Raw genomic sequence first — 23,344 nt, 5'->3', positions numbered from 1 at the left:
GAGTCATGATGAAGATAAACACAATTCTGGTCGTTATCGCGCTGACAGGCTTATTGGCAGGGTGTTCGACTTCCAAAGAGGAACTGTTACCCGCAGGCGAACATAATATGCTGGCACTGTGGAACGGTGAGGATGGTGCAGGCAGTGTGGTACGACAGCGCAGTATTGCACGTGAAACATTACGGCGTTCGCTCCAGGATGATGAAAGCCAAGCTGCCATGCAGCGCGATCTCAGTTATAGCCGCACACAACAAAGCGAAATTTCCCAGCAATTTAGTCGCTTACCCAATCCCGATATGGTGATGTACCTCTATCCGCATTTGGCACAGGGCAACACGCCCGTGCCGGGCTACAGCACCGTTTTCCCTTTTTACAGCCAAACCCACTATGCGTTGCCGGGTGAACGGCAGGAGACGCTGTAATGTTCTCGTTGTTTAAACCGAAAAGTAAAAAGAGCAAAAACCTATCAGAGGTCGCTGTGGAGGAAGAAGTGGACTCACCGCTGGCGATCCAGGGACGTGAGCCGCTAACACGCCCAGGGAAAATGACACATCAGGAGGAGGCCAAAGTTTACCAGGCCAACCCTTCTATCATTGATTACCTACCTTGGGTCGAATACCTGGATGAGGAGAAATGCTTGCTGTTGGATGATGGCGTGTCAGTCGGAGCAGTGTATGAGGTGATCCCGGTGGCCACCGAAGGACGCACTCAGGCACATTTGGAGCAGATCCGTGATACGGTAGAAAATGCGCTACAGGACAGCCTCGATGAGTTTGATGAACATCCGTGGGTGGTACAGTTCTACTGCCAAGATGAAGAGGATGTCGATAATTACCTGATGCATTTGCGTGATTATGTGAAACCCCATGCGCAGGGAAGTACTTTTACTGAGGCATGGCTTACTGAAATGGAGCGCCATATTCGCGGTATCTCTCGCCCTGCTGGGCTGTTTGAGGATGAACTGGTTACTGGGCAACCGTGGCGCGGACAACAGCGACGTATTCGCATGGTGATTTATCGCTGGTTGGGTAAGAGCACAATAAGCAATGGCTTATCACCGGTGGCACAACTTAACCAGACCGGTGAGCGTATCGAAAGTGCTTTAGGCAGCGCGGGGATCCGCTGTATTCGGCAGGATGGCCAGCGCGTACATCGCTGGCTGTTGCGACTGTTTAATCCGGCACCCGAGTGGATAGATAAACGCACACTGTACCGCGAAGCGCGTCACGTGGATCACCGCGATACTCCCGCTGGGCAGATCCCGGTTAACAACGATTTCACCGAGACACTCTGGTTTACGCCGCCCGTGTCTGATCCTGAGCAAGGGGTATGGTGGATCGACAACCAGCCACATTGCGCGGTGGCAGTAGAAAAACTGCGTGATGCGCCTGAACCGGGGGCTATTACGGGGGAACGGGAGCGCGGCAAAAAAATCAATGCGCTGATGGACATGTTTCCAGAAGGCTCACTGCTGTGTATTACCATTGTGGTGCAACCGCAAGATCGCCTGGAGGCGCAATTTAACGCGCTGGCAAAAAATGCCGTCGGTGAGAACACCGAGTCTGCCCGTGTACGTCAAGATGTGAAAACGGTGAAAGAGTATCTGGGTAATCGTCATAAGCTTTATCGCGCCGCGATCACGGTGCTGTTGCGTGCGCAAGATATGGGTAGCCTGAAACGTAAACGGCTAGAGCTCTCGACCGTGTTATTGAATGCTGGATTGGAGATCATGCGCCCTGAGTTTGATGTTGCGCCGCTTAATAGTTGGCTGCGGGCGCTGCCGATGTGTTTTAACCCGGAGAATGATAAAAAGAATTGGTATACACGCCTGACCTGGGTACAACATTTGGCAGGGTTGTTGCCGATCACAGGGCGGGAAACCGGCACCGGGCACCCCGGTTTCAGCTTCTTTAATCGCGGTGGCGATGTGTTGACGTTCGATCCGCTCAATAAGTATGACCGCACTCAAAATGCCCATCTATTGCTGTTTGGCCCCAGCGGTGCAGGTAAATCCGCGACATTGTGTGCCAGCTTGTCGCAGGTGATGGCGATCCATCGACCACGGCTGTTTATTGCTGAAGCAGGCAACTCATTTGGCTTGTTGGCGGATTATTTTGAAGAGCTGGGACTCACAGTGAATAAAATCAGCATCAAACCTGGCAGTGGTGTCAGCCTACCCCCGTTTGCCGATGCGCATCGGTTGGTGGCGGCAGGGCTGTCGGTGGAGGATGTGCTGGAGAGTGAAGAACAGGACGAAGAGAATGAAGACGAACGTGATGTGCTGGGTGAGATGGAGATTTCAGCACGACTGATGATCACTGGCGGAGATCTTCAAGAAGAGGCCGACCTCAAGCGTGCTGACCGTGCGATGATCCGTGAAGCCTTGCTGGCAGCGGCCAACAAAACTTACCAGGAAGGGCGGCAGATGTTACCCGCTGATCTGCAACAGGCACTGTATGCCATTGCCACTGATAACAATGCGGCACGCAATGCGCAGCGTAAGGCCAAGGCAGCAGAAATGGCGGAATCTTTAGGCATGTTTACCCAGCAAGGCAGCTTTGAAGCTGAGCTGTTTAACCGCGAAGGGGCACTGTGGGCGGAGGCCGATGTGACGCTGGTTGACTTGGGGCACTTCGCTCGCCAGGGATATGAAGCACAAATGGCGTTAACCATGGTGTCGATGACCAACATGATTAACAATATTGCCGAACGTGACCAATATCTGGGGCGCGATATTATTTTTGCTGTGGATGAAGCGCATATTGTGACGGTGAACCCACTGTTATCGCCCTACATGACCAAAGTAGTGAAAATGTGGCGTAAGTTGGGTGCCTGGTTATGGTTGGCGACACAGAACCTGAAAGACTTCCCCGATGTTGCTGAGAAAATGCTGAACATGGCGGAGTGGTGGGTGTGTTTGACCATGCCGCCTGAGGAAGTGAAAGAAGTGAGTCGGTTTAGAGCCTTGACGCCGGAACAACAGGCGGTACTGTTATCAGCACGCAAACAGTCAGGTTGTTATACCGAAGGGGTGGTACTGGCCAAGCGTATCGAAGCGCTGTTCCGTGCCGTGCCACCGAGTCTCTACCTGGCATTGGGCATGACCGAAAAAGAAGAGAAAGCGGCACGCCGCGCCTTGATGCAGCAATACCAGTGCAGTGAACTGGACGCCGCAAAACGGATCGCTCATCAGTTGGATATCAAGCGTGGTCTGCTTGATAGCAACGCGCCACAACCTACATAAAAGGAGTGACATGATCACCTTGACCTACCCAACTCCCCAGATGGCTGGGGAGGAAAGCCTGGATCATCATCTGTTCACCCTGCCACCACAGGGTGAGCCGCTGGTCAGTGCCAGCACACAGGCACATCTACAACGGTTACACTGGCATATCGACCAGCGCCTGACTCGTGTTGTCGGCCTCACCTGCCACCCACACCGTGTGGGCTTAAGCAGTTGTGTGGCAGTGACGATGAAGGGCAAACTGCACGGTATCGTCAATATTTTAATCACCGTCAGCAACGGCCAGGAAAACTGGCCAACAGAAGAGGACTACAGCCACCCACGCTGGTACATCACTGTCACTGACACGGCGGATATGCTGTATCTGGTGTTGTGGTTGGGGAGGGTTGGCGAAGGCCGATCGTGATGCCTACTGTTTAAATGCGATTAATTGCGTGTAAAATACATTGATTCTATTTATGGTTGCAGATTTTCCCACAGCCTCAAGCTTGTGATCAGGTTAATGGATACAGCCTAGAAGAAAGACAAAGTGGAAGTCACTTGTTATCTGGCTAGTCATGATTACTCTACAATGAATCTAAGGAGTTTATGATGGGATGTTCTCAAGCAGTCACTATCGGAAAACGGGAGTTTAGTTCTCAAAAAATGGCAGTCGGGTATTTCATGGATCAGCGTGAGGCAATCAAACTCAGTGGTCCAGTTACGCAAGGTGATTTTTTTGAGGAATTGAAGGATCTCTATACTCGCTACTGTGAATGTTCATCATCGTGGGAGTTGAATGGCCGACGTATTGAAGGGTTTGTTGTGGAGTATGAACTACGTGAAAACGGGAGATATGCACAACATCTCTGTTATAAAGTTTTATTCTCTAATAAAGAGTTACGACCATTTTCGGTGAAAAAAGCCGTACAGGCGATTGTGAAAGCATCTGCAGAATAGGCTGATCAATAATGGTAAACAGGACACAATTTCTTGTGCCGCTGATTGCGGCGTTGAGTGGTATTGTAGGAACACTACTTTGTCATTATTAGTTAGAGAATCAAAATACTAAGTGGGGGTGCAAAGACAAGGAAACGTCTTGATGTTTTTGGTCGTGATCATCCGCTTGGCAATGTACAATGGCACCTCATGTAGGGGGATCACAGCATGGCGATTGCAAACCAACTTAAGGCATTGCTCCAGTCACATCTGGAGGGTGACGATAACCGCTTTTATTCCGTGGCCATGCAGGTGGCAGCCCACGAAGCCAAACTTGGCCATGGTAAGCTGGCTGAAGAATTACGTACACTGGTCGATCAGGCTAAAGCCCAGCGTTCAGTAACAACTGAAAGCAAAGCGGTACCCATCAGCAAGCCAAGAGGCGAGCTGGCCAACCTCCTGTCCGTAAGTTACCCCAAATCTCGACTGAGTGATATGGTGCTTAGCATTGAGCTTACCCAACAACTAGAACGTATCGTCTGCGAACAGCGTCATGCTGCAGAAATCTTGTCTCATGGCTTATCTCCTCGACGTAAGTTGCTTTTAGTTGGGCCACCTGGTACTGGCAAGACCATGACCGCTTCAGTACTGGCTGGTGAGCTGGGACTACCCTTGTTTCAGGTTCGCCTAGATGGATTGCTCACCAAGTTTATGGGTGAGACTGCTGCTAAACTCAGACAGGTTTTCGACTCAACCCAGCAAACTAGGGGTGTCTATTTCTTTGACGAATTTGATGCTATTGGCTCCCAGCGAGGTTTGACCAACGATGTAGGAGAAGTGCGGCGTATTCTCAACAGCTTCCTACAAATGATCGAGCAGGATAAATCCCATAGTCTTATCATTGGCGCGACCAACCACCCAGATATTCTGGATAATGCCTTGTTCCGCCGTTTTGATGATTTGCTGCATTATGAACTGCCAGATGAAGCACACATAGCGAGTGTGCTGAAGTCGCGCTTGTCTGGTATGTCGCTCAAAAGTACATCATGGAAACGCTTAGCATCCAAGGCCGTAGGTCTTAGCTATGCGGAGTTGACCCGCGCAGCAGATGAAGTGTTAAAAACAGCCCTGATTGAGCGCATACAAAAAATCACCGAAAAAAATATTGCTTATGCCTTGGAAGAACGCCGAAAGTTATCAGAACGATTTAATAAGATGAGTTAACAGGAAGGATATGGCATGGTAGATAGAGAGCAGAATAACCGTCGGCACTTTATTTTCCAAAATAGTGCTCAAGCTGAAGGCTTTACTTCACCTGGCAGGGGGGGAAGTAACGATTTGCCTACTAGAGACAGACATGCTCACGGTAATATGCTACTTAGTAAGCTCCAGCAACTGAATCCTGTCTTGCGCAATGCAGTAGAACAGCAACGGCAAGCAGGTATTGATGAAGGCTTCGGCTTGCAAATTGAGTTTGCCAGCTTCCCCACTGTTGAACTTGCTTTTGAATCCCTCGCCCGTGAGCGTTCAGGTATCGAGCTGCGTAACGTCAGGCAACAAGGAAACATAACCTTTGCCACTGTTTTTGTGCCCGATGGTAAGCTGACTGTTTTTGAGAAGTGGATATTAGCTTACCTGGATGAAAGTAAAGATAAAAAAAATGGTCCAGCGCATAGCCAGTTACTGAATACCATTGCAGATATTCGCGCCGCAACCTTGCAAGCGCTGTGGACCGACGCGCTAGAGTCCATACCAACAGCAGATGATGAACATCTCTGGTGGGAAGTTTGGCTACCAACGCGAGGTGATCGTCTAGGGTTAGTGGAACAATTCAAGGCAATGGCCACTGAGCTGAACTTCCGTATTGCTGCGGGTGAATTATATTTTCCCGAGCGCTCTGTTCTGCTGCTTTATGGTTCAGTCGGCCAGATGAAGCGATCAATGATGATGTTAAATTGCATTGCAGAGTTGCGTCGCGCCAAAGAAACTGCTGAGTTCTTTGATTCCTTGCCACCTAGCGAGCAATCAGAGTGGGTTGATGAGTTGAACGAGCGCTTGGAAATAGTAGAAAATGGTAGCGATGTACCCTATGTTTGCCTGTTGGATACTGGTGTGAACAACGGTCACCCATTGCTACAGCGAGCCATTACTGAGGAGGATAAACATAGTGTTGATCCTAACTGGGGCTTGGATGATGTTGGAGGCCACGGCACAGGATTGGCAGGCCTTGCGCTACTTGGTAACCTAACGGATGCTCTTTCTCAACAAACATCAATATCTGTTTCACATCGGTTAGAATCAGTTAAATTGCTTCCAAAAGATGGAGCCAACAGCAGTGATTCTCAACTACATGGCTACCTTATGACAGAAGCTGTTGCTCGCCCGACAGTGACCGCACCTCATCGTAAGCGCGTTTTCAGCATGGCTATTACCGCCAAGGATAATCGTGACCGTGGACGACCTTCTGCTTGGTCAGCAACCATAGATAGACTTGCTTACGATGCTGATGAACAAGGAGAAACACCAAAACTCTTTGTCATTTCTGCAGGTAATATCAATGATCCAAACGCTTGGATGGAATATCCAAACAGTAATTCCTCTGATGGTATTCACGACCCAGCACAAGCTTGGAATGCATTGACCGTAGGCGCGATGACCGATCTGGTTAACATTCAGGAAGATGCAAGGCATTACACCCCCATTGCAGAAGCGGGCGGTTTAAGTCCGTTCAGTACCACATCACAGACATGGCAAGCTCATTGGCCATTAAAGCCAGATGTGGTTTTTGAAGGGGGCAATGTAGCAAAAGATGGCTTAGGAGCCGCATGGATGCCTAGTTTAAGCCTGCTAACCACCCATGCTAGCCCTAGTGAACGATTATTGACGACCAGCAACGCCACTAGTGCCGCCTCTGCACTGTGCGCAAGAATGGCTGCTCAACTAATGGCTAACTATCCTGACCTATGGCCTGAAAGTATTCGTGGCCTCATCGTACATTCAGCAGAATGGACAGCAGCGATGAAAAGCCTTTTTTTGCCTGCCCGAGGAACACCTACCAAAGCTCAAATGACCCACTTGGTCAGGCACTGTGGTTTCGGTGAACCCGATCTTGAGCGGGCTCTTTGGAGCGCCGGCAACTCGCTAACCATGATTTGCGAGGAAACTCTGCAACCGTTTAAACGAGAGCCAGGAAAAGATGCTCAGCTACGGGATATGAATCTGCATCGCCTGCCATGGCCATTGGATGAGCTTGAAGTTTTAGGTAATACCCAAGTAGCAATGCGGGTAACACTTTCATACTTTATTGAACCGAATCCATCAGCCCGTGGTGTGACCTCGCGCTATTGTTATGAGTCTCATGGTCTTCGGTTTGATGTTAAACGCCCCTTGGAAAGCGAAGAACAGTTCAGGGCGCGAATAAATGCTGCTGCTAGAGACGATGATGAACGTGCAAACAGAAACGATAATGATCCGGATTGGATCATTGGAAAAATGAATCGGCATAAAGGTTCACTGCATGCCGATATTTGGCGGGGTAGTGCAGCGGAATTGGCTAGCAGGGGAGCTATCGCCATTTATCCTGCTCGTGGATGGTGGAAAACAAGACCAGTACTAGAGCGTTACAATCAGCGAGTAAGGTATTCGCTGATTGTTTCAATCAGCGCGCCTAGTGTAGATGTTGATTTATATACGCCGATTGCCAATCAAATTGGCATACCGGTTGTCATCGAGTAGTTGGTTTTCACCTGCACTCGTTAAAAAAGAAATTTGTGGGATATTTTCTGAGATCCCCCAATTTAACTCACCCAATCGCATTTTGAGTTTTTTGCAGCTTTTCTAAGCTTCCCCGCGCACGCTGTCAGGCGAGTTAGTCTGATGGAGATGCGCAATGAAATTCAGTCATTTTATCTTTCCGTTGCCGGCCTTATGGTCGGCTTCTGTGTTGGCAGGGACGGTGCTGTATACCGACAGCCAGCACATGCCTAATCACTTGCCAACAGATGTCATGGTGGTGCCACTGGATGCACCTGAACAGCTACAAGCCCAGTTTTTTGGTTCACTTTCTGCTGATCCGGTTCAGGCTGCCGCCCAGGTGAAGCAGGTGATGGCTTCACCACGCTGGGCGCAACAGCAGCAGCAATTGGCTCACGCCTATCAGCAGGTAGTGAAAGCCTGGGAACTGGGGGTGAGTAAAGTGCCTGCGGTGGTGTTTGATGAACGTGATGTGGTGTATGGCACCACGGATATTGTCCTTGCCACGGCACTGCGTCAGCAGGCAGGAGGGCAACCATGAAGCGAACCAGCTCAGCAATTGCCGTGGCCACCACGCTGTTTACTGCGACACTACCGGCTACGGTGGCGGCAATGAATACGGCACAGATTGCGGCCAGCGCATTGACACAGGATTGTATCAGTTGGCGTGTCAGTGGCGTCTGTTATTGGCTGTTCTGCTCGATGTTTGGCTGTACGGTTAAAACTTCAGTAAAAGTGACCCACTTTATTCCTGAAGTGGTGGTCTCGACCTATGGCACACCAGGGGGGAATCCCTGGAAGGAAATGGCGTTGGTCAGCAAGACGTCAGGGGGGATGGAAAATCTGCTCACCAGCAGCCTAACCGGGTTCTCTGCGGATGGCGGTAATCCTGCTGATATGAAAAACCCCAAGCAACGTGATACCAAGTTGCGTTTTAAATACGCCGATGCCATCGGGCATCCGGCCACTTCAACGATTGGTGGCAGTGTACCCGGTTACTCCTGTAGTACTGCTGCCACGCCGTTTATGCCCTATTTTCTGAGTCCTTTGGATGTAGTGGCCTGGCGTCTGAGTATCCCCGAAACGCTCTACCCGGAAGCCTTGATCCCCGGCTCGCGTGAAGTGGGTAGTCAATTGAGCGGCAATATGTGGGGCGCGGTCTACCCGCGTTCAGGGTTTATTCATCAGGTTGATGATGATAAAGCCGCCGCCGTGGTGGCACAGCGGGTAGCAGACATCATTACCCGCAGTGGCCAGGCACATGTTTATCAGACTTTAAAAGGCAACCGTAAAGACGGTTATTGGCCACCGGATCCCGTAGAAGAAAACAACGCTCGCAATCACAAATGGCAACGTTTAGCACCGCAAATGAGCCGCCAGTGTGCGGTATTTCCCGATGGTAGTCACAGTGCGGCCAGTGACAACACTGCGGCATTTGCACTCTGGCAACCTTATAGCTGTTGCCAGCGTCGAGGACAGCGCTTTTTAACTAGTACTAATTTTTGAGGGGGATCGTGATGAAAATTTCGCAGATGTTTGTTGTGGCTACCTTCGCATTGTCCAGCCTGTCTTCATGGGCAGCCCTCCCCATTTTGTCATCCCAGATGAGCGGAAACAGCACCGGTGCAGCGGTCACTGGTGCTGTTTCCGACAGGTTATTTTATACCCTCGGTGGCGGTTCGGTGATTTCACAACCGCCAACCCGCAGTCAGATGCAAAAGCTAGGGTTCAACATCGGTTGGCGCAGCAATCTGATGTGTGGGAATTTTGATTTGAAAACCACAGTGGGCAACCAGCTTAACGGCATGACAGCAGGGTTTAAAAATCTGATGGGAGAAGTGATCCAAGGCGCAACGGGAGCGGTGGCCAGCCTGCCCGCCATGCTTATTCAACGCGCCAATCCCGGTCTGTATGAGATGCTGACCAACGGTATGTTGCAGGCCAATGTGGCGTTTGATAAGGCACAACTGAACTGTGAGAGCATGGCGAAAAAGATGGCGGATTTCACCACCAATGACTGGTCACAGCAGGCGATGTTCAGTGAATACACCTCGATTGTCAATAACGGCGGTGGTGATGCGGTGCGCAGTGATGAAGCGGGACGTAAGGTCACGGGCACAGGAGGGAGTCCCTGGATCGGTGGGCAACAGCGTGGCGGTGCCGGGCAACCGGCTATTCGCCCCACCCATGATTTGGTGGCTGCTGGCTTTAATATGATGAACGGTCTGCCGGTGACCAGCACTCAGGCTGTCAGTGGCAGTCAGTGCAATGGCAGCGTCTGCCAGAAATTCAGCCGTGCTGAAGAAGCCGCACAAGCGGTAGTGAAAGTGTTGGGCGACAAAACCCAGCGCACCTGTAGTGATGCGACAAAGTGTACCAGCGGCAGCAGTGACGATCAGGCAGGCACAGTGGCAGGTACCGGCTTTTCACCCATGCTGGAAGAAACCACTAAAAGCAACAGTGAGCAGTTGGTCAAACTGGTGAATGGTGCAGTTCCCCTTTCGGTTGAGGAACTGGCGAAATTAAAGAGTGGTGGGCTTCCTATCACTGCCAATGTAATCACTGCACTGAAACGTGATCCCGATAATGCCACCCTAGTCGCACGTTTGGCTAGTGAATTGGCGATGGCCGAGACAATAGAGACCGCTTTATTGATGCGTCGCATGTTGATCACCGGCATGGCTGAACCTAATGCCAGCAATCAGAAAGCGGCGATGGAAGAGGCGCAACGTCGTATTGATGCGCTTGATCGTGAACTGACTGCATTGAAAAACGAGATGGAAATCCGGCGAGCGCTAGCGAACAACTCGGCGTTAACCATTATTGAGCGCGAGAACCAGCGTATTGCTACTCATCCCCAGACCCAGATTGACGACGACACCGACAGTCGCGTCAATCAGTTGGAAAATCAATAAGGGGGCACAATGAAACCGATTCACTGGAAACACTGGAAAAAAATCCTGCTGCCTGCTGGCAAGGTGTTGTTAGGGCTACTGCTGTTCTCTGTTGTCGCCCTGCTGGGTGCCTATCTTGCCTTGCAACATCCGTCTGAAATCGTGGCGGTACAGGCATGGTTTTATGCTCACCGTTTGGGTTGGCTGTTGTGGCGGTTGATGCTGTATGTCGCACTGGGTTGGCTTTTCTGGAAAATTCACCACGCGCCAGGCTTTCGCACGGAATATCGTCAACCACTGAGGCGCATCATGCTGGCCAGTGTGGCGTTTATCGTGGTGTGTGAATACACATTCTTTAAACAACTGGGAGCGTGATGATGAGCACTAACAGTTATCTTGAATTTTTTCTAACGCTCTTGGGCTGGGTGATCAATAACGGCCTGTGGAGTCTGTTGGTTGGCACGGGGTTGTTTGCGCTGCCCCTGGCCTTCAAAGTGATGAGTATTTGGCTGAAAGTACGTGAAGAGGGCGAAGATGAAGGCAACAAGGGAATGCTCTCGTTACCGCGTATTGAGAACACGGTGTATGGGGCATTTTTTGTGATCATTACCTGCTGTGCGCCGCTGCTCAACGTCAGCCTGAGTACTTTACAGTATGACGCTTCACGCGCTGCAACATGCGGTACCTGGACACCGAAAAAACCGGATCAAAGTGGTTATGCCAATGTGATTTCCAGCCTGAATGGCAAAACGGCTGCCGCGCCGATATGGTGGGTGTTGGTGCATAAGCTGTCAAAGGGGATCACCCAGGCTTCGGTGGCCACCATTCCTTGCCGCCCTGATCTACGACAGTTGCGTTTTGAGATCCAACATACCCGTATTGCCAACCGTGCTTTGGCTGAGGAGTTACAGGATTTTGCCAATGACTGTTATTCGTTGGCATTGTACGACTGGCAGCGAGCTGATCGTGGATATACGACTGACAAAGCGGTGCTGAAAGATATCGAATGGTTGGGCAGTAAACTGTTTTTGGCGGAGTACTACCCGAAAATGCAATCGAAAATGCCTAGACCTGACTTTCCTTATATCAAGAGCCGTGACAGCGCACGCCCGAACACCGGGCAAGGGGGCTATCCCTATTGTACGGAATGGTGGAGTGATGCGGATGATGGTTTGAAAGCGCGGGTGATGGCACAAGCCAATCCGGGCATGTGGTTACGTATTTCGGCGGCAATGAAACTGATTAACGCGGCAAGTGGAGATTATGAAGAAGCAGTGATCCGCCGCCTTGTCAGCCCGAAAAGTCTGAATGCCTCACAAAATGGACACGCCTATGCGGGCTACGGTGGCAATGCGGATTTTACCACCACCAATGCCATTACACGCGTCGGTTCAATTGCGGGTACGGCATTAGGCAGCCTAGCGGCATTTCCGGCACTGGATGCGATGCGCCAGGCATTGCCAATGGTGCAGGCGGTGTTACTGATGGCGCTGTATGTGATGTTGCCGCTGATTTTGGTATTTGCCGCTTATGAGTTCAAAACGGTGATCACATTGACGTTTGTGATTTTTGCATTGAACTTCCTGACGTTCTGGTGGGAGCTGGCACGTTGGCTGGACAGTTGGCTGTTAACGGCACTCTACAGTTCCGATACCCATAGCCGTTTTAATATGGCTGGGTTACAAAATAGTTCAGATGATCTGATCATGAACATGGTGATGGGTTCGATGTTCTTGGTATTGCCGATGGTGTGGATTGGGGCGTTGTCATGGGCTGGGGTGAATGTTGGCGATGCAGTAGGGAGATCATTGAGTAATGGTAGTCAAGAACCTAAAAACACGGGCGGTTCACTAGGTTCCAAAGTTAGCGGAACTGTGGCGACGAAGGGAGTAGATAATGTAATGCCTAAATAACTTGCTGGTAAAGAGCACCATCTAGCGATTGGTGCTCTTTACACCATTTATTGCCTTCATGTCATTACCACCAGTTATTAAACCACTTATCGTGTTCTTGTTGATGGTGTGTAACTTCGCTGTACTCCATACCAGAGTAAATAGAGTAAGGAGAGTCGACCGTTGGTTGTACTGCTTTCGCTTGGTTGCCTGATTCAGATTGGGTTGGAGTTTTGAGTAGAAGTACAGCCAGTAACGTTGCGAGCAGGGTGAAAACGATACTGGCAACCATAAACAAGCCCATTGCAACCAGTATAAGGCTTGTTAAGCCAATGATGCCCAGTGGCGTATGCCCTACCCAACCAGGAAGATTGCGTTTTTTCGCCACAGCAACACAGTGTGCATCCCAAGCTAACACGCCACTTTTCACTTTTCGCCAAAACGCAGCAGCTCGAATACCACGCTGGAAAGCACGTTCTTGTCTGGTTGCCATGTTACTCTCCTGCTTGCCTGGTTGTTGATTATTTGCCCGACTGCCATCTTGACACCATCAGCGGGTGGCTTCAAGGGGTTTGTAGTTATCGTGATGAGTGTCAGATATTATAATATTTGATACTCATCAAAATTTGCATAAAAAGGAGTATCATAAATCGTATTTTATATATTATGATACTCTTGTGTATCAAAAACGATTTATGAGACTTAAATGGCGTTATTGGGCTATGCCAGGGTATCAACCAGCCATCAGAAGCTGACGTTACAGCTCGCTGAGCTAAAAGCTGTTGGTGTGAGGGAAGATAGAATTTTTACCGACACGATGACCGGAGCCACTGACGAACGTGAAGGTCTACAGCGTTTGCTTGGACGTGCTGAAAAAGACGATATCATTATCTGTACCAAGATGGACAGGCTTGGACGTAATACTGCTGATATGATTCACATCATTGATGCCTGCCACAAAAAAGGGATTGCTATCCGCTTTTTGGAAAACGGTCTTAGCACGGAAGGTTCCATGGGGAAAATGGTGATCCAGATCCTGGCTGCTGTTGCCGAGGCTGAACGTGAACGTATTTTAGAGCGCACCAATGAAGGACGTATTGCGGCGATGGACTCTGGGGTAAAGTTTGGAAGGAAACCTCATCCTGCAACAGCAACAGCATTATCCCTGATTCAGCAGGGGTTGCCATTTAGAACAGTAGCAGAGAAAACAGGTATCTCGCGACCCACCTATTTTAGATTGAAACGACGATTGATAAACGAAAAACGGGAAGACAAAGAACGCCAGTGAACTTGACAGATGTCTTCTTGGGGTTTCACCTGAATTACTTCAGGTTCTTGTAAATGTTTTATAAACGAATTATTTTTTTTATTACTCATTCCACTATACGTGATATGAAAGCAAGGGGTATGATATGTTTATAAAAAAGGTTCTGGTGATTGGTTTATTGTCAATTCTTACTACAGCCTGTTCTATGTCTGAAATATCAGAGATAAATAAAAAAGTCAGTGATGGCGCTGAAAGTCTTATGAATGCGTTCAAATCTGACAATGGCTCAGCAGATAAGACAGCATCAGCTTCATCTAGTCAAAAAGTTGCGAAGAAAGAGTCGACATTAAAGCAATATGACATTCCTGTTGATGTCGATACTGCGGCAGCAAGATTGAAGCGGCATTATAAGTTTTATTCTAATGAAGAAGTAGAGGCCATTAGAAAAAAGAATACATCAGGTGATTGGGTTGCCAGTGCAATTACTAGTAATGGACAGAAATGGGAGTCGATGCCTGGCAGTTATTACAAAATGGGTAATAATTGGGGTGATTATGGTGACCACCTCACCATCGAGGTTGAAAAAAATGGTGTAGGGAGTCGGCTGTATATAACTTATAGTTCTTCATCCCCTCAAACGTTAACAGGTGAAGGCTTAAAGGAGTTAATGGCAGAAGTTAAAGGTGTTGCAGAAGGTACTGTTCGATAATTATTGGAATTGTCTCGAGTCTTAGAACTATTTTCCGTACACATTCCTATGAATTGAATTGTGTCATCTATAAATCCCTCATGGGCAACAGATTGCGTGAAGCCAGGCGCTAACCAGCGTCCTGGCGAACGGTATGGAGTCGATTGCTGATTTGTCGAAAAAAATCAGTTTTTTCTTTAACTACCACCATCATCATTTTTAACGTTGCTCACATTTTTATTTTTTGAAAAAATGATTTTATCAATAATGTGCAATGTAACCAGCATCGCTATTGATAATACAAGCATGATTATCAAAAAACTAAAACCAGTATTATAATAATCTTCAATTGTTCTATTCTCCTGTATGAGTTCTTTTATGTTTATAATGTATCCATGAAATATATTTAGAGTGACCAGTGAGCCAGCGCTTGCCCCGAAAAGACAATATCCAAAAACCCAGATTTGATTTCTGATGAATTTACAGTAAATATCTTTTTCTTTGTAAGCAAGAGCACATACAGCAATAAATGATGCTCCAAAAAAGCTAAACAAGTATCTTAACCATTCATCCTTTTAGATTTATCTCTTGTAGTGTCAATAAGTCGCTACATTTTACATCCATCAAGCAGCACTGAACAACCTCCTCATCTTACGGAGTTGTTTGGGGTTGGGCTGACACCGCTTGACGAACACCTCCACCACTGATAGTCTTCAATCGCTTTATCTGTCGTCAAACGACGACCACCAATGTTCCTAGTAGCCTGTGAGGAACGCCTTCGGGTGGCTACATGAGCTCTCGTTACCTGCAAGAGAGTCCATGCAAATGGGTAAATCTGCTCACCTTTGAAAGCAGATGTCGTCAATACAAGCGCACTATGACGCGACGATGAAGGTTCTTGGCAGCCATGTATATGTATGTTGGCTGTAATTCCACTTGCACATGCATAGCGTTGTCCATGCATGCTAGCCAGTTCGCTCATATCGGGAATTTTTGCCGAGATGAGTTTCAACACGTCTTTATGACGTAACGTCTTTATTTCTTTGCATGACGCCTTGAGATCCGTATGACTTTTGCATGACGTAATAAGGCCAATTGGTACATTTGGCCGCTTTACGGCGATGCATTAGGAACACGGAGCTTTGCGGCGTCACTTGTGAAGTGGCGAAGACACTACCAAGTGACGCCGCAAGCGTCATTAACGGCAAACCACGCCATGCGTGGTTTTCACCATTCCAGTACCCTCTGACACACACGTAGTCACTGTGGTAACTGGGATTGACTTTCAACATCAACGTAACGATGACGGTAAACCGTCTAACCGTTCCATTTATAAGGAGGAAATCAATCAACTCGGTATCGATGGCGACACTGCGAAAGTAGTGTCGGAGGCAGCTTGACGAATGTCAGCTCTGCATTAGCAGCAAACAGGTCAGAGACCTGGGGAGCCTTGCAATAACTCAACATTTCGCCGCTCCGATGCACAGGTACCCGTTGAGACGCAGGAAGCGCAAGAATAACCGTGTCGTCGGAGATGAAATTATTTTGTTGACGGTTGGGTGAGCCATTGGAGATATCGATATGTCTAAACTGAGCAAGCAACTTGTAACATTCGCTCGTCAGGCGGGTGGGAGCTTTAAAACTGTGGCGGATCGTTCGAAAATTGCTGACCGATTTTCTGAGCGCCTGGCAAAGCTCAATATTCAAATCAAAGATGTAAAACACATCAAGATTAAGCATATTGAAAATTACATTAATAGTCGAAAGGTGGAAAATATATCGCTGCGTACACTGCAAAATGAAATGGCAGCGCTGCGCGCCATCTTGTCGGTGGCAGGCAGAAATAAGCTATCTGATTCTCATCATGAACAACTGAGTAATAGGGCATTGGGGATTGCGGGCGCCAGCCGAGATGGCACTAAACGACCTATCCCTGATGAGAAGTTGCATGAAGTGATTAAATTGGTTTTAGAGAAAGATCCTGGTGTTGCATTGGCGATTGAACTCTCTCGCTATATTGGTTTAAGAACAGAAGAAGCGGTGCAATCAGCAAAATCGCTTAAGACGTGGCAGGCTGAATTACAAAAGGGTCATGAACGGGTGCGTGTGGTATTTGGCACTAAAGGGGGGCGTCCTCGTGAAACAACGATTTTTGAACGTGATAAAGTATTGTCTCTACTTGCTCGTGCAATAACGTACTGTAATGAAAATGACGGCAAGCTGATTAATCGGTCTTCACTACATACTGCCATTGATCGGTATAGAAATGTCGTGCGTGAAGCCGGTTTAAACGGCAAATATTCGCCACACAGTTTACGTTATGCTTATGCACGCGATGCAGTGGATCATCATATTAAAATGGGTATGAGCCGTGAAGAAGCAGGCGCATTGGTCTCTATGGATTTAGGGCATGGTGATGGCAGAGGCCGATATGTCAAACAGGTTTATTTTCGTCAGGGCGATGAATAACGGTTACACAGCGCTGGACGTTTCGGTCACAGCCCACACTGGCTGTGACCTTTTACAAAGTATGTAAACAGTATGATCGTCACATTAATTAAAATCTCAATGCCCTACATGGCGCTCATGACTCATTTGTTGGTGTAATATACGGATAATCAGAATATCGTTATCCCGAACAGAATAAAAAATAACATGCTGTTGGAATTCAATACGCATTATGCCAGGAACGACAAGATAATCACGTCCGATAGTAGGCATTTCAGCTAATGTTTCGAAGAATGCCTCAAGGGTATCGGTGTAAAGATCCGCCTGTGCTTCGCCAAATTTCAGCAAGGTATAATCATAAATGCCGCCGAAGTCATCAGCCGCGCGTTCAGTGAGTTTATACACGATGCTTTTGCTTTTTTTGTGCAGCGATGTCACTCAGTGAGAGAGGGCTCTCGCCGCTTTCCAGTCCGGCGAGAACGGCCAAGCGAATTTGTTCATCTTTGGCTTCCTGCTGCTCAAGCAATCGTAACGCGGAACGCATCACTTCACTGGCAGAGCCGTAGCGTCCACTTTCGATGAGACGGCTAATGAATGCATTGAGTTGTTCGCCAATGGTCACACTTGTTGTTCTGCTCATGCTGCCTCCAGTGTTAATTATTCACACAATGATAGAGTGCCTGACTTTTCACGTCAAGTATGGTTTGATTGGAGCCAGGAACCCCAAAAAGAGTATCGTCTTGACATTTACGAAAAGTCATTCAAGAATGTTCAGGCTTATCCGTTGCTTTCGAGCAACCACCAATGTTCCTGTCGCCTGTGAGGAACGCCTTCGGGTGGCGGCACAACAACACTCCCGTAGCCTGCAAGGGAGAACATGCAAATGTGGTACATCTGCACACCTTTGGAAGCAGATATCGTCAATACCCGCGCACTATGACGCGACGATGAAGGTTTCTTGAATCTACCGCCATGTCTTCAGTGCTAACGCGCTGGGCATCCAATCTAAACTCACCCTGAAGGGAGCATCCATCCCATCAGGGGCATGGTGTTCCCTTTTTTATTGGAGTACACCATGCAAATAGCAACTGAGATCCGTGTTGGATTTGAGATCCAGACTGTTCCTTTTTTCAAATACGCCGCTTCATTTTTACGTCATGTTTTGCCGAAAAAAATTAAGCAAGCAGAACGTGAAATGTACCAAGTGATTGAAAGTAAATGGATGGAGAGCAAGTCAGGAAGTTTTGGCTGTCGCGTGATTGTTGATAACTTAATTGAGGGTTATTGCCAATTCACTATTTTATGTCGCTATTTCACTGCCTCTGGCGATTATCACTATCAATATTGTGCGATTGATGACTCTATTCGGTGTGATATCAACAGTGCCTACATTGAAGCGTGTTTTTTAGCTAAAAAACTTGTGTGGTCTTATCGTCACATCTAAGTCAAGTTATTTGAATACTGCCATTTTACCCACACTTTGCGGGATCTCTCCGCAAAGGGCAGATCCTGCATGTTTTGAGGATCGACCATGACACAATCCATTGAAGTTAATATAACCGGCATCCAAGCATTTCGGGAGGAGTCTCTGGCACTGGGCTGTTACAAACAGTCCGTCACGATGAGGCAACAGGGTAGACAGAACATTGAGTATAATTTATTTGTCTTCAATGACCTCTGCTTCCGTTTTGCTCGACAATTCTGTGATGATTACCTGATTGATAGTTGGGATTGGTACACGCTTTCAAATGGAGGTTTTTTTATCTGTCCTAAGACTGAAAAGACCTATCGGATCAGCGTGCAATCCAATTATTACCAAGGTGAGATGAGCGCTCAGGCATTAGGGATAACGGTTTCACTGTTTGCATTGTGTGCATTAGCTGAGCTGGCGCACGATAAGAACCAAGAGGACGAGTACTTCACCGAATGTTATCACTGGCTTCGTGATTACTCATTTGACGTTCGCGAGAGTTTTGCCATTGCCGGTGCAATTGATTAGCATCACGTTTATTCATGCCTGAAGCCGTTACCGGTGAGGCAGATGAATTCATTAACCTTTGCGGGAATACGTCCCGCCAAAGGCAGGGTATTCCCCCCTTTTTATGACGGGAAAATACCATGTATTATCAAGATCATGAACAGAAAATCATCACACAGGCAATCAGTTTGTTGGAGAGCCGACTACAAACATGTGAGATCCAGTTCACTCATTCTGGTACGGTGCGTCGCTACCTGCGTTTACATCTGGAAGGGCTAGAGCGCGAAATCTTTTTTGTGATGTATCTAGACAACCAACATCGTTTGATTGCCGGTGAAACGGTATTCACTGGCACATTGAATTCAGTCAATGTTTATCCGCGAGAAATCGTCAAACAGGTGCTGTTTTACAATGCAGGCGCTGTCATTTTTGCCCATAACCACCCTTCAGGTGTGGCAGAACCCAGCCAAGCAGACAGGCAGGTCACTGATAGGTTAAAGCAAGCACTGTCATTGATAGATGTCCCTGTGCTGGATCATATGGTGATTGGTCATGGGCAAATAGTCTCCTTTGCTGATCAAGGCTTATTGTAGTGTTTTTACCCAATGTGATCTCATCACCATTTACTGTTGGATAGCAGCAGTTATAACCCCTGTTATCTCCCCATGGGGCCTTGTTCCTCATGGGACAAGGCCCTCTTTTTTTCTTAAAGAGAGGATGTTAACTATGTCTCAATGGTGCCAGAACGCTTGACATTACAAGTAGTCATTCACCTTGGAATAACCTCATCCCCTTCGAAAGAGGGGGATATCTGTCTGAATAAAACTCTCACTTCGCTGTTGAGAGTTTTTTATCGTCACAATGTTGTGTTTTTGTCATGGTAAGCTGACTTAATCTGCGATTGGAAAGAACACAATGAATCCATTGAAAAACGCCATTAATCCGTGCAAAAGACTATTACCCCTGCTGATCCATGCACTGAAAGAGAGCATGTTATTTACGCCATTTTTCGTAATGATGTCTGTTGTATTCTTCCCAACAAGCGGATTGATTGAGATAGGGCAAGAGATGGTAGACACCACTATTGAAGTCAAAATGGGTTTTGCCAAGCACTTGATCTTACAAGCCTGGATGCTCACTTTTACTGTGTCCTTTTTCACAGCGCTATTTGTTGGTATCGGCAATAACATCAGCAGAAAAAAGGGAGAATATCAAGACGCAGCAGGAGATCTTTCAAAGGAGCAGGAGAGTGCAGCACCCGTCAGTGGGTCAACGCACTGGCTGCCACTCTGGCTACCGCTTGATGAACCGTTGTGGAAGCGTGCTCATAATTTGGGGCAAGGGGATATTTATGAGGGGGTGAAATTGGCTTTGATAAACATTGATCTCCACGAAAAAGACCTCAAAGAAGAGAAGCGCTGATGAATTTGTAACTTGCTCTTAACTCTTTCATTTAGAATGAAATCAGCGATAACAAAATTAATCGTCTATTAGGGTTGATTCCCTCGGCTCCTTTTCATGCTCAGTAAAATCAAAACATTGTTATTACGTACAGCGCTGCGTGATACCTCGTTAGCACCAACGCACGAGGGGTACTATGCCCCTGAATCCGTAGATAGCTTGCTGACCAGCGCATTACGCCAAGATTGCCTGCTAAAGATTAAGGAGAGCAGTTCACTGCCCAGTGAGCTGTATCAGAGCCTGTATCTGATGCCCATCACCCAGTTACTGGAATATGTGCAGCATGTTCCTGCTGCTATCTGTGGTGACTGGGCATACACCGGTGGATTTGGTGATTTAACGCTACGCTTTACTGCCAATGCCGTTAGGCTGTCGAAAGGCTATATGTTCCCACCCGGTGCCACACCAGAAGATCAGGCATCACAAGGCGTGATGTGGCAAGCGGTCATTTTCTGGGCTGCCCTGTTTTACCATCTGCCCTTATTAACTCACCTGGAGGGTGAGGAGAGTACGGGAAATATCTGGCAACCGGGGATCACTGTGCCTGCTGGGCCTTATCGCTTCCGGTTTCGTCCATCTTCGCTGGCTGCTAAGGACATTTCGGCGTTGGCTGCGGTGATCGCCAATCAGTTGATGCCCATAGCGGGGATCCGTTGGTTAGCAGGCAATCCGGCAGCCTTGAGTAATCTTGCTGGCGCATTGTGGAATAGCAAGCCAGCCATGCCATTAATCAGGTCATTACTGCAACAGTCGGCAGAACGTGTTGCTTCACCGTTGGCCATGAACCAACCCGCCACAACGATTGAACCTCTTGTGCCTTCGCATGAGTTCGATATCGTCACATTACTGCCATCAACAGCGCAGACAGTGCCCAATGTAGCACCTATTCAGCCTGATGTGATGCCATCACAAAGTGAGATTGCTGAGGACACACCGATCCCTGTCATGCTGCCAGATGAACCCACAAAACTATCACCTGTACCGTTGGAGGATTATGGAGACACGGAAATAGTACCTGTGCGGTCACTCGGGGAACAGTTCCTAACTTGGCTGATTCATGGTTTGTCGACTGGTACGATTAGCGCGAATGAACCTGCGTCACGCGTGCATTTTATTGCCGGTTTCGTGTACCTGTTGGTGCCAGATATTTTTTATCTATTTATTAAAGAAAGTGGATGTCAGCACAAACGAGAGAAGATCCAGTCTGCTTTTGAAAAATTACAACTGCACCGTACACGAAAAGGAGAACGTTTTACTCCAGCGAACTTATCCCAACCTGATGAAAAAAAGATGAAGTTTAACAAAGTTAATGGTTATCTTATTAAGGTTGCCCGCTTGAGAGGCATTACTGTTCAAGCGGACAGTCAGCATCTTTTCTTTTCACAAGGATAACGGAGAAGGTCATATGTGCAATGAAATCACTTGGGATGAACTCTTGGAAGAATATTTTCTCGCGCGCCGACTTAAAGCTATTTCAGAGCAGAGCTACCGTAAAGTCGTTAAGGGGTTTGTTGACTATCTGGATGAAGGTGTGCCACCGGCACGGATCAGCCATCAACAAGTGTTGCGCTGGCGGCGTCATCTGCTGAATGATAAGAAACGATCATCGCAGACATGGAACAATAAAATGGCACACCTGCGGGCGCTATATAACCATGCGCTGGAGCATGAGTTATTGCCTGCGGGTAAAAATCCCTTTAACCAATGCAATGTTCCACGTGACAAAAAGAAAAAGAAAACCTTGACGCGAACACAGATGCTCAAAATTTATCTGTTGATGGAGCAATGTGAAGAGGCGGAAGGCAAAGGTCAGGGACAACGCGGCGGACGTAATGCCCTTTATCCAGCTTGGTATTGGCTGACAGTGCTTGATATGTTGCGTTACACCGGTATACGATTTAATCAACTTTTGCATATCCGTTTACGTGATGTGAATCTCCTTGAAGGGTACTTGGATCTGTGTCTGGAAGGGAGTAAAACTCGCCGAGAATGGCGAGTGCCGATTGTGACGGTACTAAAATCACGTTTGCAGCGATTGATGGCACAGGCTGAATCTGTCGGAGCGACGGCCAATGACTTTCTGTTTGATGTCGATCGCGTGGTGCTCAATCAGCAAGTCGAGTGGGATGTTGAACATGCTCGGCAGAAAGTACGTTCATTTTTCAATCGACTTTCCAAGATGTGTGGTTTTGAGGTGTCACCACATCGTTTTCGCCATACCTTGGCCACAGATTTAATGAAGTCGCCCGATCGTAATTTGCAACTGGTGAAAAATCTGCTGGGACACTGTTGTGTCAGCACCACAATGGAGTATGTAGAGTTAGATATGAAAATCGTCGGGAAGACATTAGAATCGGAATTGGCGATTTATACCGATAAAAAGAGATAAAAAACCCTTCATCCCTTGACATAAGTCTAGTTGACTGGGATGATGATTATTGACTTGACATGAGAATAGGGATCCTGTTACCAGCAGGTTCCCTATTTTTGGCAGTCGAACGTATTATCAACCAGCACAGAACTATTTAAAATCACAACGATTAAGAAAACCACTTTTAAACAGCAATGCCAGAGGACAAAATGGACGATGCCAGTATTAACCACCCGTTAAGGCTCTCATCTCTTAACCAGCGTGCTTTGATGCAGGAAAAGATGATGGTGCCCGGACTCGGAATCGAACCAAGGACACGGGGATTTTCAATCCCCTGCTCTACCGACTGAGCTATCCGGGCAACGACGCGCATTAAACCCCATTTGCCGCAGGGCGTCAAACAGTTTTTACTGTTAGTGGATTTAGTTGT

The 23,344-nt window shown here is 47.8% G+C and carries 24 protein-coding genes and 1 tRNA gene; 20 read left to right on the top strand and 5 right to left on the bottom strand.

The features are described 5' to 3' along the window. Nucleotides 1-5: 5 nt before the first annotated feature. The 11 genes from EOJ37_RS05250 (at nucleotide 6) to EOJ37_RS05200 (ending at nucleotide 12,722) form a co-directional block, all read left to right on the top strand. Nucleotides 6-422, top strand: coding sequence for a TIGR03751 family conjugal transfer lipoprotein (locus EOJ37_RS05250; RefSeq protein WP_127958562.1), 417 nt, complete (start codon nucleotides 6-8; stop codon nucleotides 420-422). Continuing rightward, on the top strand, nucleotides 422-3,244 hold the full coding sequence (locus EOJ37_RS05245; RefSeq protein WP_127958560.1) for a conjugative transfer ATPase: 2,823 nt from the start codon (nucleotides 422-424) through the stop codon (nucleotides 3,242-3,244). The genes EOJ37_RS05250 and EOJ37_RS05245 overlap by 1 nt, the downstream gene beginning before the upstream one ends. Before the next feature lie 10 nt (nucleotides 3,245-3,254). Further along, entirely contained in the window at nucleotides 3,255-3,650 is a 396-nt protein-coding gene (locus EOJ37_RS05240) for an acetyltransferase (RefSeq protein ID WP_127958558.1), read from the top strand. 185 nt (nucleotides 3,651-3,835) lie between these two features. Further along, the gene (locus EOJ37_RS05235) at nucleotides 3,836-4,183 is read left to right on the top strand and encodes a hypothetical protein (RefSeq protein WP_127958623.1); all 348 of its coding nucleotides are present in this window, start codon (nucleotides 3,836-3,838) and stop codon (nucleotides 4,181-4,183) included. Between the two features lie 207 nt (nucleotides 4,184-4,390). Continuing rightward, on the top strand, nucleotides 4,391-5,386 hold the full coding sequence (locus EOJ37_RS05230) for an AAA family ATPase (RefSeq protein ID WP_127958556.1): 996 nt from the start codon (nucleotides 4,391-4,393) through the stop codon (nucleotides 5,384-5,386). Between the two features lie 15 nt (nucleotides 5,387-5,401). Continuing rightward, complete coding sequence (locus tag EOJ37_RS05225; RefSeq protein WP_127958553.1) at nucleotides 5,402-7,897, top strand: S8 family peptidase; 2,496 nt, start codon at nucleotides 5,402-5,404, stop codon at nucleotides 7,895-7,897. A 154-nt stretch (nucleotides 7,898-8,051) separates the two neighbouring features. Next, nucleotides 8,052-8,456, top strand: a complete 405-nt coding sequence (locus tag EOJ37_RS05220) for a TIGR03757 family integrating conjugative element protein (RefSeq protein WP_127958551.1) — start codon at nucleotides 8,052-8,054, stop codon at nucleotides 8,454-8,456. Beyond that, nucleotides 8,453-9,421 (top strand): TIGR03756 family integrating conjugative element protein, encoded by a 969-nt coding sequence (locus EOJ37_RS05215; protein WP_127958549.1) that lies wholly within the window; start codon nucleotides 8,453-8,455, stop codon nucleotides 9,419-9,421. The genes EOJ37_RS05220 and EOJ37_RS05215 overlap by 4 nt, the downstream gene beginning before the upstream one ends. 11 nt (nucleotides 9,422-9,432) lie before the next feature. Further along, nucleotides 9,433-10,830 (top strand): integrating conjugative element protein, encoded by a 1,398-nt coding sequence (locus EOJ37_RS05210; RefSeq protein ID WP_127958547.1) that lies wholly within the window; start codon nucleotides 9,433-9,435, stop codon nucleotides 10,828-10,830. 9 nt (nucleotides 10,831-10,839) lie between these two features. Further along, nucleotides 10,840-11,184 carry a hypothetical protein gene (locus tag EOJ37_RS05205; RefSeq protein WP_127958545.1) on the top strand — a complete coding sequence of 115 codons (345 nt, stop codon included), beginning with the start codon at nucleotides 10,840-10,842 and terminating at the stop codon, nucleotides 11,182-11,184. A gap of 2 nt (nucleotides 11,185-11,186) precedes the next feature. Next, on the top strand, nucleotides 11,187-12,722 hold the full coding sequence (locus EOJ37_RS05200) for a conjugal transfer protein TraG N-terminal domain-containing protein (protein ID WP_127958543.1): 1,536 nt from the start codon (nucleotides 11,187-11,189) through the stop codon (nucleotides 12,720-12,722). Nucleotides 12,723-12,786: 64 nt separating this feature from the next. Here EOJ37_RS05200 and EOJ37_RS05195 read toward each other — a convergent pair whose 3' ends face one another. Beyond that, nucleotides 12,787-13,194, bottom strand: coding sequence for a hypothetical protein (locus tag EOJ37_RS05195; RefSeq protein ID WP_127958541.1), 408 nt, complete (start codon nucleotides 13,192-13,194; stop codon nucleotides 12,787-12,789). A gap of 213 nt (nucleotides 13,195-13,407) precedes the next feature. Between EOJ37_RS05195 and EOJ37_RS05190 the strand changes: the two genes are divergently transcribed. Continuing rightward, nucleotides 13,408-13,989: a recombinase family protein gene (locus EOJ37_RS05190; protein WP_127958539.1), complete on the top strand. Its 582-nt coding sequence runs from the start codon at nucleotides 13,408-13,410 to the stop codon at nucleotides 13,987-13,989. 124 nt (nucleotides 13,990-14,113) lie between these two features. Beyond that, nucleotides 14,114-14,677, top strand: coding sequence for a hypothetical protein (locus tag EOJ37_RS05185; protein WP_127958537.1), 564 nt, complete (start codon nucleotides 14,114-14,116; stop codon nucleotides 14,675-14,677). 176 nt (nucleotides 14,678-14,853) lie between these two features. On the opposite strand, the gene EOJ37_RS05180 is transcribed toward EOJ37_RS05185, so the two are convergent. Next, nucleotides 14,854-15,210, bottom strand: coding sequence for a hypothetical protein (locus EOJ37_RS05180; protein WP_127958534.1), 357 nt, complete (start codon nucleotides 15,208-15,210; stop codon nucleotides 14,854-14,856). Nucleotides 15,211-16,237: 1,027 nt separating this feature from the next. Between EOJ37_RS05180 and EOJ37_RS05175 the strand changes: the two genes are divergently transcribed. Continuing rightward, the gene (locus EOJ37_RS05175) at nucleotides 16,238-17,125 is read left to right on the top strand and encodes an integrase domain-containing protein (protein ID WP_127958532.1); all 888 of its coding nucleotides are present in this window, start codon (nucleotides 16,238-16,240) and stop codon (nucleotides 17,123-17,125) included. 96 nt (nucleotides 17,126-17,221) lie between these two features. Here EOJ37_RS05175 and EOJ37_RS05170 read toward each other — a convergent pair whose 3' ends face one another. Then, entirely contained in the window at nucleotides 17,222-17,509 is a 288-nt protein-coding gene (locus tag EOJ37_RS05170; protein ID WP_127958530.1) for a type II toxin-antitoxin system RelE/ParE family toxin, read from the bottom strand. Beyond that, nucleotides 17,502-17,744, bottom strand: coding sequence for a type II toxin-antitoxin system ParD family antitoxin (locus EOJ37_RS05165; RefSeq protein WP_127958528.1), 243 nt, complete (start codon nucleotides 17,742-17,744; stop codon nucleotides 17,502-17,504). Before EOJ37_RS05165 ends, EOJ37_RS05170 begins: the two co-directional genes overlap by 8 nt. A 435-nt stretch (nucleotides 17,745-18,179) precedes the next feature. Here EOJ37_RS05165 and EOJ37_RS05160 point away from each other — a divergent pair, with 435 nt between their 5' ends. The 6 genes from EOJ37_RS05160 to EOJ37_RS05135 all read left to right on the top strand — a co-directional run bounded on the left by EOJ37_RS05160 (nucleotide 18,180) and on the right by EOJ37_RS05135 (nucleotide 22,932). After that, nucleotides 18,180-18,548 carry a hypothetical protein gene (locus EOJ37_RS05160; RefSeq protein ID WP_127958525.1) on the top strand — a complete coding sequence of 123 codons (369 nt, stop codon included), beginning with the start codon at nucleotides 18,180-18,182 and terminating at the stop codon, nucleotides 18,546-18,548. 87 nt (nucleotides 18,549-18,635) lie between these two features. Continuing rightward, on the top strand, nucleotides 18,636-19,103 hold the full coding sequence (locus EOJ37_RS05155) for an antirestriction protein (protein ID WP_127958523.1): 468 nt from the start codon (nucleotides 18,636-18,638) through the stop codon (nucleotides 19,101-19,103). Nucleotides 19,104-19,222: 119 nt separating this feature from the next. Beyond that, nucleotides 19,223-19,675 carry a RadC family protein gene (gene radC, locus EOJ37_RS05150; RefSeq protein ID WP_127958521.1) on the top strand — a complete coding sequence of 151 codons (453 nt, stop codon included), beginning with the start codon at nucleotides 19,223-19,225 and terminating at the stop codon, nucleotides 19,673-19,675. 322 nt (nucleotides 19,676-19,997) lie between these two features. Beyond that, nucleotides 19,998-20,504 (top strand): hypothetical protein, encoded by a 507-nt coding sequence (locus tag EOJ37_RS05145; protein WP_127958519.1) that lies wholly within the window; start codon nucleotides 19,998-20,000, stop codon nucleotides 20,502-20,504. Nucleotides 20,505-20,600: 96 nt separating this feature from the next. Continuing rightward, nucleotides 20,601-21,935, top strand: a complete 1,335-nt coding sequence (locus EOJ37_RS05140) for a TraI domain-containing protein (RefSeq protein ID WP_127958517.1) — start codon at nucleotides 20,601-20,603, stop codon at nucleotides 21,933-21,935. A 13-nt stretch (nucleotides 21,936-21,948) separates the two neighbouring features. Next, nucleotides 21,949-22,932 (top strand): tyrosine-type recombinase/integrase, encoded by a 984-nt coding sequence (locus EOJ37_RS05135; protein ID WP_127958515.1) that lies wholly within the window; start codon nucleotides 21,949-21,951, stop codon nucleotides 22,930-22,932. A gap of 267 nt (nucleotides 22,933-23,199) precedes the next feature. Here EOJ37_RS05135 and EOJ37_RS05130 read toward each other — a convergent pair. Beyond that, nucleotides 23,200-23,275 (bottom strand) — tRNA-Phe (locus EOJ37_RS05130). Between the last annotated feature and the right edge of the window lie 69 nt (nucleotides 23,276-23,344).

This window comes from Serratia microhaemolytica, from assembly GCF_004011885.1.
GTDB classification, from domain to species: Bacteria; Pseudomonadota; Gammaproteobacteria; order Enterobacterales; family Enterobacteriaceae; genus Serratia_G; species Serratia_G microhaemolytica.
This window is presented reverse-complemented; position numbering and strand designations above follow the sequence as displayed.